Annotated in this window: 13 protein-coding genes and 2 pseudogenes; 6 read left to right on the top strand and 9 right to left on the bottom strand. The window is 71.7% G+C overall.

Going from position 1 to position 13945, the window contains the following annotated elements:
- Position 1: 1 nt before the first annotated feature.
- Positions 2-1282, bottom strand: a complete 1281-nt coding sequence (locus tag DB32_RS50145; protein ID WP_420820937.1) for a GGDEF domain-containing protein — start codon at positions 1280-1282, stop codon at positions 2-4.
- 92 nt (positions 1283-1374) lie between these two features.
- Positions 1375-1491, bottom strand: a pseudogene (locus DB32_RS50230) (CHASE3 domain-containing protein); the annotation flags it as partial.
- Here DB32_RS50230 and DB32_RS48015 point away from each other — a divergent pair.
- The gene (locus DB32_RS48015) at positions 1445-1582 is read left to right on the top strand and encodes a hypothetical protein (RefSeq protein WP_169791269.1); all 138 of its coding nucleotides are present in this window, start codon (positions 1445-1447) and stop codon (positions 1580-1582) included. The pseudogene DB32_RS50230 and the gene DB32_RS48015 sit on opposite strands and share 47 nt — an antisense overlap.
- A 96-nt stretch (positions 1583-1678) precedes the next feature.
- Here the strand turns inward: DB32_RS48015 and DB32_RS08090 are convergent.
- A pseudogene (locus tag DB32_RS08090) lies at positions 1679-3226 on the bottom strand (acyl-CoA carboxylase subunit beta); the annotation flags it as partial.
- Positions 3227-3240: 14 nt separating this feature from the next.
- Complete coding sequence (locus DB32_RS08085; protein ID WP_053231839.1) at positions 3241-4473, bottom strand: acyl-CoA dehydrogenase family protein; 1233 nt, start codon at positions 4471-4473, stop codon at positions 3241-3243.
- A 58-nt stretch (positions 4474-4531) separates the two neighbouring features.
- On the opposite strand from DB32_RS08085, the gene DB32_RS08080 reads away from it, so the two are divergent.
- From DB32_RS08080 to DB32_RS08070, 3 genes are read left to right on the top strand one after another with little or no spacing between them, the layout of a single operon-like run.
- Positions 4532-5452: a LysR family transcriptional regulator gene (locus tag DB32_RS08080; RefSeq protein ID WP_053231838.1), complete on the top strand. Its 921-nt coding sequence runs from the start codon at positions 4532-4534 to the stop codon at positions 5450-5452.
- 46 nt (positions 5453-5498) lie between these two features.
- Positions 5499-6719, top strand: coding sequence for an outer membrane beta-barrel protein (locus DB32_RS08075; RefSeq protein ID WP_053231837.1), 1221 nt, complete (start codon positions 5499-5501; stop codon positions 6717-6719).
- Positions 6720-6756: 37 nt separating this feature from the next.
- Positions 6757-7449, top strand: a complete 693-nt coding sequence (locus DB32_RS08070; RefSeq protein WP_053231836.1) for a hypothetical protein — start codon at positions 6757-6759, stop codon at positions 7447-7449.
- Here DB32_RS08070 and DB32_RS08065 read toward each other — a convergent pair.
- Positions 7439-8371: an NAD(P)-dependent alcohol dehydrogenase gene (locus DB32_RS08065; protein ID WP_240481179.1), complete on the bottom strand. Its 933-nt coding sequence runs from the start codon at positions 8369-8371 to the stop codon at positions 7439-7441. The two genes, DB32_RS08070 and DB32_RS08065, sit on opposite strands and share 11 nt — an antisense overlap.
- An 89-nt stretch (positions 8372-8460) precedes the next feature.
- Here DB32_RS08065 and DB32_RS08060 point away from each other — a divergent pair, with 89 nt between their 5' ends.
- Complete coding sequence (locus tag DB32_RS08060) at positions 8461-9324, top strand: LysR family transcriptional regulator (RefSeq protein ID WP_053231834.1); 864 nt, start codon at positions 8461-8463, stop codon at positions 9322-9324.
- Here the strand turns inward: DB32_RS08060 and DB32_RS08055 are convergent.
- The 4 genes from DB32_RS08055 to DB32_RS08040 all read right to left on the bottom strand — a co-directional run bounded on the left by DB32_RS08055 (position 9306) and on the right by DB32_RS08040 (position 12841).
- Positions 9306-10304: a 2,5-dihydroxypyridine 5,6-dioxygenase NicX family protein gene (locus tag DB32_RS08055; RefSeq protein ID WP_053231833.1), complete on the bottom strand. Its 999-nt coding sequence runs from the start codon at positions 10302-10304 to the stop codon at positions 9306-9308. The two genes, DB32_RS08060 and DB32_RS08055, sit on opposite strands and share 19 nt — an antisense overlap.
- A 93-nt stretch (positions 10305-10397) precedes the next feature.
- On the bottom strand, positions 10398-11090 hold the full coding sequence (locus DB32_RS08050) for a hypothetical protein (RefSeq protein ID WP_053231832.1): 693 nt from the start codon (positions 11088-11090) through the stop codon (positions 10398-10400).
- Between the two features lie 38 nt (positions 11091-11128).
- Positions 11129-12001 carry a hypothetical protein gene (locus DB32_RS08045; RefSeq protein ID WP_053231831.1) on the bottom strand — a complete coding sequence of 291 codons (873 nt, stop codon included), beginning with the start codon at positions 11999-12001 and terminating at the stop codon, positions 11129-11131.
- 33 nt (positions 12002-12034) lie between these two features.
- Positions 12035-12841 (bottom strand): dienelactone hydrolase family protein, encoded by an 807-nt coding sequence (locus tag DB32_RS08040; protein WP_240481178.1) that lies wholly within the window; start codon positions 12839-12841, stop codon positions 12035-12037.
- Positions 12842-12915: 74 nt separating this feature from the next.
- On the opposite strand from DB32_RS08040, the gene DB32_RS08035 reads away from it, so the two are divergent.
- Entirely contained in the window at positions 12916-13929 is a 1014-nt protein-coding gene (locus tag DB32_RS08035) for a GlxA family transcriptional regulator (protein WP_053231829.1), read from the top strand.
- The last annotated feature ends 16 nt before the right edge of the window (positions 13930-13945 follow it).

Here is a 13945-nt window from a genome sequence, read left to right as displayed (position 1 = left end):
GTCACGCCTTCGGTCGCGTCCGGACGATCGCTTCTCCGGAGGTCGTCACCGCGCTGCGTCGCGCGCGCTTCTGCGCGTACATCGCTGCGTCGGCCTCCTGCACCATCGCTTCGAGATCCTTGCCGTCCCGTGCTCGCCACAGCGCCGAGCCGACGCTGAGCGAAACACGGAACGGGCGCTCCTCGCGCGCGTTGTGCGCGCGCACGAGCTCGCGCAGCCGGCGATCGAACGCGCCCGCGGCGTCCTCGTCGCGCACCATCGCCGCGACGACGAGCTCGTCGCCGCCGAGGCGCGCGACGACGTCGGTGTCTCGCGCGCACGCACGCAGCAGCGCGCCGGCATCGCGGATCACGTCGTCGCCGGCCTCGTGCCCGAGCTCGTCGTTGATCACCTTGAGCCCGTTCACGTCGCAGAAGACGAAGAGCACCGGGCGATCCTCGGCGCGGCCGCGCGCGAGCAGCGCGCCCGCGTGCTCGTGGAAGCCGCGGCGGTTGTAGAGCCCGGTGAGCTCGTCGCGGTGCATGAGCTCGACGAGCTGCGACGTCTCGCGCGAGCGGCTCGCCTCGAGCTCGACGCGCTCGGTCACGTCGCGGCTCACGGTGTGGAGCCGCTCGATCGCGCCCGACTCGTCCCGCGCGGGCTGGATACGCGTCTCGAACCAGCGCACCGATCCGTCCTTGCGCAGCATGCGGTGCAGGAGCGGCGGTGCATCGTCGCGCGCGAGCGCGTCGCGCAGCGCGGTGACGAGCGCGGCGCGATCGTCCTCGTGCACGAACGTCATCGCATCGCGCGAGACCAGCTCGTCGGGCGCGTAGCCGAGCAGCCGCGCCGCGGACGGGCTCGCGTACTCGATGTGGCCGTCGCGATCGTGGACGCGGACGAGATCGCTCGCGCCCTCCGCGATCATCCGGAACCACTGCTGGCCCTCGCGCGCCTTTCGCTCGGCGTGGGCGAGCGCGCGCGACGCGTCCTCGAGCGCGCGGAGCTCGCGCCGCACGAGCACGACGCCGTACCCGCCGATCGCGAGCGCGACGAGGACGAGCATCCCGTACGCGAGGAAGAGCTGATCGCGCGTCCGCTCGGCGCGCCGACGGAGCGACGCGACGGTCGCTTCCTGCGACGCGACGAGCTCGTGCACGAGGCCGCGCACGCGGTCCATGCGCCGTCGTCCTTCCCCCGTCGCCACCAACGCGCGCGCGCCGTCGACGTCGCGATCACGCATGCGCGACACGGTCTCGTCGGTGAACGCCGTGCGCGCGGCGATCGCGGACTCGAGCGCGATGCGCTCGGCGTCGAGCCCCTTCGCGTGCAGGAGGCCGCGAGCCGATCGAGCGTGAGCGGGAGCTGCTCGCGACGATGCTCGAGCGGCGCGAGGAACTCGGGGTTGCCGGTGAGCAGATAGCCGCGCTGCGCGGTCTCGCCGTCGACGAGGAGCTGCAGCGTCGTGCCGAGCGTCGCGCGCAGCTCGGCCGCGTCCGAGAGCTCGCCCACGACATCGTCCTGCTCGCGCGCGAGCACGTACGAGAGCGCCGCGAGCGCGAGCAACGAGCCGATGGTCGTCACGGTGATCACGAGCGCCTGACGAACCAGGCGAGCGCGCGCGCCGCGCGGATGCGTGTCGGTCCAGTCGTGCGTACTGCCGCTCACGATCTGGATGGTAGACGCTTCGCGTCGGACTTCACCAAGCGTCGACGATCCGGCGCCGTCCGTCGCGCGGCGGAGGCGGTGCGGCTCGCACGCCGCGGAGGATCCACGCGCGCGTCTCGGCAGGATCGATCACCGCGTCGAGCTCGAGCAGCGACGCCATGTTGATCGCGCTGCCGCGCCGCTGCGCCTCCGCGATCATCGCCTGCGCCGTCTGCTCGCGCTGCGTGGGATCTTCGATGGCGTCGAGCTGCTTGCGCATCCCGATGCGCACGGCGCCCTCGAGGTTCATCCCGCCGAACTCGCCGGTGGGCCACGACACCGTGAAGACCGATGCGTGGAAGTGCCCACCCGCCATCGCCTGCGCGCCGAGCCCGTAGCCGCGGCGCAGCACGACGGTGAAGTACGGCACCGAGAGGCTCGCGGCGGCGACGAACATGCGCGAGACGTGTCGCACCAGCGCGGTCTGCTCCGCCTGCGGGCCGACCATGAACCCCGGCGTGTCGACGAGCGACACGATCGGCAGCGAGAACGCGTCGCAGAGCTGGAAGAAGCGCGCGGCCTTGTCCGCCGCGTCGGCGTCGATCGCGCCGCCGAGGTGCCCGGTGTCGCTCGCGACGATGCCGAGCGGGATGCCCTCGATGCGCACGAGCGCGGTGACGAGGCTGCGCCCGAACTCGCGACGCAGCTCGAGCACCGAGCCCGTGTCCGCGATGGTCTCGACGATCGGCCGCACCTTGTAGCCGCGACGCCGGCTCGCGGGCATCGCGTCGCGGAGCGTCTCTTGGGGCGCGCACGGCCCGGGCGCGATCGGGCCCTGGAAGTACGAGAGGTACTTCTTCGCGACCGCGACCGCCTCGGCCTCGTCGCGCACCCGCACGTCGATCACGCCGTTCTTGGTCTGCACGTCGGCGGGGCCGATCTCCTCGGGCGCGAACTTCCCGAGACCGCCCGCTTCGATCATCACCGGGCCCGCCATGCCGACGTTGCTGTCGTCGGTCGCGACGATCACGTCGCAGCACCCGAGCAGCGCGGCGTTGCCCGCATAGCAGCGCCCCGAGACGATCCCGACGCGCGGCACGAGCCCCGACAACGACGCGAACGCGTGGAAGCTCGTCGTGTCGAGCGCCGCGACGGTGTGCGTGTCGGTGTCGTTGGGGCGCCCGCCGCCGCCCTCCGCGAAGAGCACGATCGGCACGCGGTGCTGCGCGGCGAGCGCGAGCATGCGATCGAGCTTGCGGTGCGACGCGAGGCCCTGCGTGCCCGCGAACACCGTGTAGTCGTAGGCGAGCACCATCGTGCGCGCGCGCGCTTCGCCGACGAGCGCGCCGTTCACGGTGCCGATGCCGCACACGATCCCGTCGGCGGGGCTCGCGCGCACGAGATCGTCGACGGTGCGCGTCGAACGCTGCGCTGCGAGCGCGAGCGCGCCGTACTCGACGAAGCTCCCCTCGTCGACGAGGTCCGCGACGTTCTCGCGCGCGGTGCGCTGCCCGGTCTTGCGCCGCTTCGCGACCGCGTCGGGGCGCGCCTCGTCGGTCGTCGCGTGGAGGCGCGCGCGCAGCTCCGCGAGCTCCGGTCGTTCGTCGCGCTCGCTCATCGAGAGACGCCGCGCTTCATGAGCTCGATCCGCGCGATCACGCCCTTGTGCACCTCGTCGGGGCCGTCGGCGAGGCGGAGGCTGCGCGCCTGCGCGAAGAACCCGGTGAGCGGCGTGTCGTCGGACATGCCCGCGCCGCCGTGGATCTGGATCGCGTCGTCGACGACCTTCTGCAGCACGTTCGGTGCGACCACCTTGATCGCCGAGATCTCCGTCATCGCGCCGAGCGCGCCGACCTGATCGAGCTTCCACGCGGCGTAGAGCGTGAGCAGGCGCGCTTGATCGATCGCGATGCGAGCCTCGGCGACGCGCTCGCGGTTGCCGCCGAGGTTGATCAGCGGCTTGCCGAACGCGGTGCGCGACGCGCCGCGCGTGATCATGAGCTCGAGCGCGCGCTCCGCCGCGCCGATGCAGCGCATGCAGTGGTGGATGCGCCCCGGGCCGAGCCTTCCCTGCGCGATCTCGAAGCCCATGCCGAGCCCCGCGATCACGTTCGCGCGCGGCACCCGCACGTTCGTGAAGTGCACCTCGCCGTGGCCGTGGGGCGCGTCGTACGCGCCGTAGACCGGGAGCATGCGCTTCACCTCGACGCCCGGCGTGTCGAGCGGGACGAGCACCATCGAGTGCTGGTGATGGCGATCCGCGCCCGCGTCGGGGGTGCGTGCCATGAAGATCGCGATCTTCGCGCGCGGATCGCCGATCCCGCTCGACCACCACTTCTTGCCGTTCAGCACGACCTCGTCGCCGTCGAGGATCGCGGTCGCCTGCATGTTCGTCGCGTCCGACGACGCGACGTCGGGCTCGGTCATGCAGAACACGGAGCGGATCTCACCGTCGAGCAGCGGGCGCAGCCAGCGCTGCTTCTGCTCGTCGCTGCCGTAGCGCCAGAGCACCTCCATGTTGCCGGTGTCGGGCGCACTGCAGTTGAAGACCTCAGGCGCGAGGAAGCTCTTGCCGGTCTCCTCGGCGACCGGCGCGTACTCGAGCGTGCTCAGGCCCGCGCCGAGCTGCGGGTCGGGCATGAAGAGGTTCCAGAGCCCTTCCTTCCGCGCCTTCGCCTTGAGCTCCTCGACGAGCGGATGGATCGTCCACGCGCGCCAGTTGCCGTCGGGGTTCGCGGCGCGCACCTCGCTCCAGTAGCGCGCCTCCACGGGCTGGACGTGCTCGGCGACGAAGCGCCGCACGCGATCGACGTACTCGACGGAACGAGGGCTCGGCGTGAAGTCCATGCGGGGATCCTGCGCGCGCGCGGTGGATGAAGGAACTGAAACGTGATCATATCGAATCATGAGCGCTGCTCATGGCTCGATCCGACGCCTCGATCTCAACCTGCTGCTCACGTTCGAGGCGATCGACGGCGAGCGGAACCTGACGCGCGCGGCGTCGCGCCTCTTCGTGAGCCAGTCCGCGGTGAGCCACGCGCTGGCGCGTTTGCGCGCGCAGCTCGGGGACGAGCTCTTCGTGCGTCACGGTCGCGGCGTCGTGCCCACCGAGGCGGCGGAGCGTCTCGCACCGGCGGTGCGCGAAGCGCTCGCGATCCTGCGCCACGCCCTCGAGCCGCACGACTTCGATCCCGCCCGCGATGTCGCGCGGGTCGCGCTCGCGGTGCACGACGAGCTCGAGCCCGCGGTGCTCCCCGCGCTCGCGGCGCGGGTCCGCGCGCACGCGCCCGACGCGACGATCGAGTGCGTGCGGCTCGATCGCGCGAGCATCGAGCAAGAGCTCGGATCGGGCAGGCTCGATCTCGTCGTCGACGTCGCCCGCGCAGCGGGCCCCGAGCTCCGGCACGCGCTCCTCGCGCGCGACAGCTTCTGCGTGGTGAGCCGGCGGCGGCGTGTGCTCGACGCGAAGAAGTACCTCGCCGCGCGGCACGTCACGGTCTCGTCGCGCCGCAGCGGATCGTCGATGGAGGATCTGCTGCTCGATCGGCTCGGGCACGAGCGTGTCGTGGTGGCGCGCTGCCAGCGCTACGAGGCGGCCTGTCGGATCGTCGCGGGGTCGGATCTGCTGCTCACCGCGCCGCGCCTGCACGCGCAGTCGATCGCGCGGCGGCTCGAGCTCGCGCTCCTGCCGGTCCCGTTGCCGCTGCCGCCGATCGAGCTGCACGTGTACTGGCACCGCCACGCGGACACCGATGCGCGCAACCGGTGGCTCCGCGCTCGGCTGCTCGAGGGCATCGAGCGCCCCACGTCCGCGCGTCGCCGCTGACCGCGACGCGCCCGACGGCGCGGTGCGTGCTGGCAATGCGTGAGCGATGGCTCGGATCTGCGCGGGCGTGGCATTCGCGACCGCCCTGCTGTGCGCGTGTCTCGCGTCGGCGCAGGTCGATGCGGCCGCACGCCCAGCCGTGGAGACCTCCGAGCCGGCGACGGTCGAGCGCGACGAGGACTCGCCGGAGCCGTTCACGATCGGCGGCTGGGTCGAGGCGTATTACGCGTTCAACTTCAACGAGCCGAGCAACGGAATCACCGATCTCCGCGGCTTCGACAATCGACACAACAGCTTCAATCTGTCGAACGTCGTCCTCGACGCGCAGTGGGATTGGGAAGGCGTCAATGGCCGGATCACGCTCCAATGGGGCTCGACGCCGGCGACGTATTATCTCTCGGAGACCACCGGGCCGAGCCTCGGCAGCGGCGTCGGCGCCCAGAGCATCGAGCTGTGGCAGTTCGTCCAGCAGGCGTTCGTCGGATATCGAATCCCCGTCGGGACGGGGCTGAACGTCCAGGCCGGGCTGTTTCTCCACCCGATCGGTGTGGAGTCGATGGCGGTCAAGGACGACTGGCTCTATTCGCGAACGAACCTGTTCTTCGGATATCCGTTCTATCACACGGGATTTCGGATCTCCTACGAGGTGATTCCCGGACTCGGCCTGAATCTCTGGCTCGTGAACGGTTGGAACACCGTGCTCGACGACAACGACGAGAAGACGGTGATCGCGCACGCGACGTTCGATCTCGGCGAGCGCTTCACCGGCGCGTTCTCGTACACGACGGGCGTCGAGCGCCCCGACGGAGCGCCCGAAGGGCGCGCGTGGCGACACACGTTCGATCTGAACGGCACGGTGGCGCTGACGGAGTGGCTCGCGCTCCAGGGCCAGGCCACCGGCGGATTCGAGCCCAACGCGTTCGGCACGAGCGGATATGCGGCGGGCATGCTCGCAGTGCGGGTGTCGGTGATCGAGTGGCTCTCGTTCGCGGCGCGCGGCGACTTCTTCTGGGAGCGCGTCGCGAGCGACGCGAGCGGGACGGCATCGCCGATCTTCTGGCCCGTCGAGTGGGTCTCGTCGGCGACGATCGGCGCGGACGTCCACCCGCACGATCACGTCTCGCTCCGACTCGAGTACCGACACGACGAGGCGGCGGGTGACGCGTATTTCGCGGGCGAGGTGATCGGCAACGGCACGACCGAGCCGTTCGTGCGGAACGCCGCGTCGCAGAACACGATCACCGTCGGCGCGACCGCGTGGTTCTGAGGCGAGCCCGCGTGGCATCCTCGACGCGAGGAGCGACATGGGCGAGTCGGCGAGCACCTTCTACGTCGCGACCGAGGACGGATCGGCGCTCGCTTCGGCGCTCTGCGCGCTGCTCGGCGACGAGCGCTACGCGAGCCAAGGCGGACGCACGCAGGTCGGATGGTGGCGCCGCGGCGCGCCGGGCTGGACCGTGATGGAGACCTCGCCGCCCGAGCTCCTGCTCGAGCGTGCGCTCGGCGCGCGAGAGCCGCGCATCGCGTCGCTCGCGCGCCGGCTCGGGCGCGACGTCGTGTACCTCGCGATCCACGACGGTACCCAGGTCCTCCTCGTCGAGGCGCGCGCCGACGGTCGATGGGCCGCGACCGGCGCGGGCGATCTCTCGGAGCGCGATCCTCAGGGCCTCGATCGCGAAGATCCGCGCGCCGGTCGCGACGGTGCGACGCCGCGCTTCGTGGTGCTCGACGTCGGCGACGATCTCCGCGCCGCGATCGCGAAAGGTCGCGGCGCGATCCGCGCGTTCGCGAAGCTGCTCGGTGGTGCGGGCGCGGACACGATCGCGATCGAGTGCTCGTCGGCGCGCAACGCGGGCGCGCGGGTGCGTCATGCGAAGTACGGCGAGGGCACGATCGTCGACGAGGTCGGCGGAGATCCGCCGAAGCTCGACGTTCGGTTCGACGACGGCCGCCGCACGGTGCTGCTCGCGCGCTTCGTCGAGCGCCTCACACCGTGACGACCGACTTCCCGCGCGCGTGACCTTCGCCCTGACGGCGCAGCGCCTCGGCCACGTCGCTCAGCGGATAACGCTGGTCGATCACCGGAGCGATCGTTCGTTCGTCGATGGAGCTTCGCAGCACGTCGAGATCCGCGGCGTTCGGGCTCGACGTCAACACCCGTGCTCGCCCGCTCGATCCGACCGACGCGAAGAGCGCTTTCAGCGACCACCCGAGTCGACCGACCGACGAGACGTAGGTGCCAGTCGGGCGCAGCGCACGGCGGCAGTCGGAGATCGACCGACTGCCCACCAGATCGAGGATCGCGTCGTATCGCGCCGCGGTGCGCGTGAAGTCCTCTCGCGCGTAGTCCACGACGTGATCGGCGCCGATCGAGCGCACCATCTCCGCATTGCGACCGCTGCACACGCCCGTGACCTCGGCGCCGAGCGACTTCGCGATCTGCACCGCGAACGTGCCCACTCCGCCCGACGCGCCGTTGATCAGCACCGCGTGGCCGGCGCGTACGCGCGCAGCGTCGCGCAGCCCCTGCAGCGCGGTCATCGCCGCGACCGGCACGGCCGCGGCCTCCTCGAACGACAGGGCCTTCGGCTTGATCGCGATCCGATCCTGGTGCGCACAGACGTGCTCGGCGTACGCGCTCCCGACCTCTCCGAACACCTCGTCGCCCGGACGGAACCGAGTGACGTTCTTGCCGACCGCCTCCACTTCGCCCGTGACGTCCATCCCCAGGACACGCTTCTTCGGGCGAAACAGCCCCGCGACCAGGCGCACCGGGTACGGCCGGCCGGTCAATAGGATCCAGTCCGCGGGATTCACCGACGACGCGCGCACGCGGATCAGCACTTCGTCGTCGCCCGGCGCCGGCCGCTCGATCTCGCGCAGCGCGATCACGTCGGGCGTTCCGTACTCGTCTCGCACGATGGCTCTCATCACGAGACGCAGCGTGGGAGTGCGCGGAGGGCGCGACCACTTGCGATTTCGTGCGCGCGCTGTGCAACGATGCACGGGTGGAGTGGGACGACCTCCGATACGTGCTCGCCATCGCGCGCGACGGAACGTTGAGCCGCGCCGCCGCGAGCCTCGGCGTGAGCCACACGACCGTCGCGCGACGCGTGCGCGCGATCGAGCAGACGCTCGGGGTGCGGCTCTTCGATCAGACGCCCGACGGATTCGTGGCGACCGCGGCGGGACGCGATGTCGCCGCGGTCGCGGAGCGCATGGAGAGCGACGTGCTCTCGCTCGAGGGCCGCGTGCTCGGCCGCGACGAGCGCCTCCAGGGCGCGCTTCGCGTCGCGACGATGGACATCCTCTTCCGCCGCTATCAGGGCGTGCTCGCGTCGTTCATGACGCGCTATCCGAGCGTCGAGCTGACGGTCGTGGTGAACGATCGCGAGGTCTCGCTCGCGCGCCGCGAGGCCGACGTCGCGCTGCGCATGACGAGCGCGCCGCCCGAGCACCTCGTCGGGCGCCGCATCGGACGCGTCGAGTTCGCGGTCTACGGCAGCAAGGCGCTCGTCGAGCACATGGGCCCCGACGCGGGATACGCGGAGTACCCGTGGATCCACTGGGACGAGCGCATGAACATGACGTGGCTCGACGCGTGGCTCGCGGCGCGTGCGCCCGGCGCCCGCATCGCGATGCGCGTCGACGCGAGCTCGATGGTGATGAGGCAGGCGATCGCCGCCGGGATCGGCGTGCACTTCCTCGCGACGTTCGATGGCGACTCCGATCCCGCGCTGCGCCGCATCGGCGCGATCGCGCCCGAATTCCAGCGCGACGTGTGGCTGCTGACGCTCCCCGATCTGCGCGGCACCAGCCGGGTGCGCGCGTTCCTGGATCACGTCGCGCGCGATCAGCCCGAGAGCACGTAGCGCCCGTTCGCGAGCACCTGGACGTCGTCGATCCAGACGCTCGCGCGACGCTGCAGGAGCTGCACGACGCGCGTGCCGTTCCACGACGCGCCGGTGAGCTCGGGCGCGCTGTAGCCGAGGATCATGTGGAAGCCGCGGAGCTTCACGTCCTGGCAGGACACGCCGATCGGCGCGACCACGCCGGTGTTGATCCCGAACGTGACCTGCCCGACGCGGCGGCCCTCCTGCCCGGCGTCGAGGTGCTCGAGCAGCGCGCGCGCCGCGTCGTCCGCACCCTCCGCGGCGACGAGGCGCCCCTTCGAGAAGCGCAGCTGCAGGCGCTGCGTCGCGACGCGACCGAGATCCGATCCGTCGGTGAGCCACACGCCGCCGTCCGGCACGAACACGCCCTCGACGTTCGCGGGCGACGTGATCACCTCGCCCGCCGGGAGGTTCGTCCAACCCGGTCCCTCGAGGATCCCGTGCTCGCAGTGCCAGCGATTCGCGGGATCGGTCTGCACGACGAGCGACGTGCCCGCGGGGCTGGTGACGCGGATCGTGCTCGACGGGCGCACGTGCGCGATCAGCTGTCGGCCGAGCTCGGACATCTCGCGAGGATCGGTGGTGAGCGACTGTCGGATCACTGCGTCGGTGAGGCCGATCAGGTGCGCGTGGCGGCGCTTGCCCTTCATCGTGACCATCGCGCGCCGCACGCCGATGTCGGCTTGGTACGACGCGAGGAACGCCGACGCGTCGCAGCGCGCGAGCGTCGGCGCGATGCGCGCTTCATCGCCCGGCTGTCCGGTCAGCTCGAACGTCTCGACCTTCGCGCCGACCGCGCGGGCGACCGCAGCGACGGCGCTCGCGAGCTCGGCGAGCTCGCGTCCGAACACGACCAGGAACGTCTCTCCGGCGGCGACGCGCAGACACTCGTTGACGGTGCGCTGCGCCGCGACGCCCACATCGGACGACGGGCTCTCGCCCTCGCTCTCACGGCTCAAGTGGGTTCGACCTCCACGCGCACGACGCATCGCTCGTCCGTGCGCAGCCCGCAGCGTAAACGTCCTCGGTCCGGGGTCCAAGCAGATGAATGCTCATCCCGACGGATGATCGGCGCCCAGCCACGCGCGGAGGATCGTTGCGTCGGCGCGCCACACGACGTCGAATCCCTCGTCGATCGCGGCGGCGAGAGCAGCGCGGAGCGCGGCGTCGTCGGGCACGTCCGCGTTCGACCCGGCACGTCGCGCGGCCTCGAGCCGCATCGCGATCAGCATCGGCGGCCAGCGCCGCATCTCGACCTGCGGTGAGCGGAGCGCGTCGATCAAGACCCGTGCATCGAGCGGTGCGCTCTCGAGCGCCTGCGCGACGCTGAGCGCGCGAAGCCGACCACGCGCCGGCGCAGAAACGAGGTACGCGATCGCCGACTCGGTCCCGAGCGCGCCGAGCGCGCCCGCTGCGACCCTGCGCACGTTGCCGTCCTCGGAAGTCTCGATGGCCTCGATCAGATCGCGCTCGGCGTCGACGCCCGCGATGCTGACCAAGCTGTGCGGCGCGTACGTCACTCCCGCGCGCATCAGCTCGAGCGCCTTCGCGTATCCCGCGGGGTGACGCAGATGGCCGAGCAGCGACGCGACGAGCCACGAGCTCGCCTCGCCGCGATCGTGCGCCTGCGCGAGCCACGTCGCCGCCGCCTCGTCGGGCTCGCACTCGTCGAGGGCGAGCGCGGCGGCCTTGTAGAGGATCGGGTCGGCGACGGCAGCGCGCACGATCGCGAGGGGATCGCGCATCGCACGAACACGCGCGATCCGGCCCAATCCTTCGCCCGTCATTCGCAGCCGATTCGCTCGTCGTCGATCGCGAGATCGTCGAAGTACGACGTGTACGGCGTGTCGGGTGTCTGGTAGTTCCGCCAGCCCAGCGCGATGCGCGAGAACGCGTCCATGCGCGCGCGGGTGTCCCCCGCGCCATGGTCGAACGCGATGTCGTCCACTTCGTCGCCGTCGATGAAGAATCGATAGCTCTGCGTCGTGCGATCGACGCGCCACTCCGCACAGTGCCAGTCGCCGTCGTACGTGCGGTGGTCGTAGCTCGAGCCCGCACAGCAGCTGTCGTCGGGCACGTTGTAGAGGAACTGATGCGCGCCGTCGTTGCGGATCACGGTGTCGACGACGCGGGCCTCGTCCGCGCCGAGCAGCGCGAGGAGCGTGTTGTGCACGACACCGCCGCTCGGCACGAACGCGGGCGTCTGCACTCGATAGAACACACGCCCCCAGTGCACGCCGCGCGCGTCCCCGAGCGACTCGATGCTGCGCTCGGCGCGACGCTGGCCGGAGATCGCGATCGACGATCGCAGCGCACGCGCGCCGGTGTGCACCGACTCCGACGTGACCTCGGGAACGCTGTCGCCCAACTGCCACCCTCCACCGACCGTCCAACCCTCGGGCAGCGAGCCCGGCGCGGCCGACTCGAAGTCTTCGCAGAAGAGGTAGTCGCGTCCCTCGCAGCCCACGCCGCCGCCGCCCGCGTCGGGCCGCGACGCGTCGACCATCGAGCCCGCGTCCTCGCGCGAGCCGGCGTCGGTCGGGGTCGCGGCGTCGGAGATCACGCCCGCGTCCACGCCGCCGCTGCTCACGTCACCGTTGCACCCCGCGACGACGCACCCGACCCCGAGCGGCACCACCCACCGTGCGCGCGACATCGCCCGAGGGTGCCACAGCGCGCGACGCGCGCGTCACGGCGAGAGGCGGTGCGCGAAGAACGAGAGGATCTCGTCGCGCGCCGCGACCGTCGGCTCGCCCGCGGCGTCGACCAGATGCGCGGTGACGACGCTGTGCGCGCAGCCGACCACCCGCGCGAAGAACGGGGGAGGATCGGGGCTCGCCGCGTCGGTCGGGAGCACGCGCGCGACGAATCGATCGCCGAGCGCGGTGCGGTACGCCGCGAAGCGCGCGGCGGTGCAGAAGCGATCACCTTCGAAGCGGTAGCCGAGGACCGTCAGGTCCTCGCGCTCCAGACGATCGCGCACCCCCGCGAGCTCGCCCGGCGCGATCTCGAGGCCCGACGGATCGTTCATCGGCAGCGAGGGCTGGCACAGCACCGGCGCGAGCATCGAGGGCTCGAGCATCATCGTGAGCGCGAAATTCCCCGTGAAGCACATGCCGATCGCGCCGACGCCCGGCCCACCACACTGCTCGTGCGCCAGTCGCGCGAGGGCGCGCAGCCAATGCGTCACCGGGCTCGACTCGTTCGCGGCGAGCGCGCGGAACTCCGCGCTCACACATGCGCGCTCGAGCACGGCGAGCCCCTGCTCGGCGTCCGGGTACGCGCCGTCGCGCCCGAAGAGCGACGGCATGTAGACGGTGAAGCCCGCGTCGCGGACCCACCGAGCGAAGCGCGCGACGTGAGGGCTGATCCCCGGCATCTCCGCCATGACGATCACGGCGGGCCCGGCGCCCGCGACGTACACGGTCTTCGTCGCGCCATCGAGGGTGATCGCGCGCCGCTCGAAGTCGTCCAGCGAGTCGTCGTGGGTCTCCATGCCGGGCATCGTGCTCGCGCGGCGCGCTCGCGCCCATTGGCAGGAACGACATCGTTCGGTCTACTCTTGCCATCGTGCCGAGCACGCTCGCCCAGCTCGTCTTCGACGGCATCCCCGACGGCCCGGTCGGCGTCGCGCTCGACATCGTGGGCACCGCGTCGCGCCTCGCGCGGGCCGGGCTCGTCGACGCGCCGTGCACCGTGCCGCGGCATCGGATCGTGTCGGTCGACGGCGCCGCGATCCGCACCGCGACGAAGCGGACGCTCGAGGTCGACGGAGCGCTCGCGCGCGCGCGGCTCGGCGCGGGTGACGTGCTCGTCGTGCCCGGGCTCGGGATGGCGACGCCGAAGCAGATCGCGGCCGCGCTCGAGCGACGAGACGTCGCGCGCGCCATCGAGCTCGTCGCGCGCGCCGCGGCGAGGGGGGCGACGATCGCGGCGTCGTGCTCCGCGACGTTCGTGCTCGCGGCGGCGGGTGTGCTCGACGGGCGCGAGGCGACGACGACGTGGTGGCTCGCCGGGACGTTCGCGCAGCGCTTTCCGCGCGTGACGCTCCGTCCGGATCGCATGGTCGTCGACGCGGACGGAGCGATCACCGCGGGCTCCGCGTTCGCGCACGCGGATCTGATGCTCGCGATCCTGGCGCGCACGACGAGCCCGTCGCTCGCGCACCTCGTCGCGAAGTATCTCGTGCTCGACGAGCGCGACTCGCAGGCGCGCTACACGGTGATGGAGCACCTGCGCGTGTCGGACCCCGTGGTGCTCGCGCTCGAGCGCTTCGTCGCGTCGAACGTCGGACGGCAGGTCACGCTCGACGAGATGGCGCGCGCGACCGCGACGTCCCCGCGCACCCTCGCGCGGAAGGTCGCTCGGGCGCTGGGCACGACGCCGCAGGGCTTCGCGCAGCGGCTCCGCATCGCGCGCGCGGTGCACCTGCTCGAGACCACGCAGCGGTCGGTCGAGGACGTCGCGGCGCGCGTCGGGTATGCGGACCCGGCGGCGTTCCGCCGCGTGTTCCGGCGCGAGACCGGCGAGACCCCACGCGCGCGGCGCGCGCGTGCGAGGCGCGATTCTTCGCACGATCGTTAGAACGGTTCGGCGCGCC

This window comes from Sandaracinus amylolyticus, from assembly GCF_000737325.1.
Taxonomy (GTDB): domain Bacteria; phylum Myxococcota_A; class Polyangia; order Polyangiales; family Sandaracinaceae; genus Sandaracinus; species Sandaracinus amylolyticus.
This window is presented reverse-complemented; position numbering and strand designations above follow the sequence as displayed.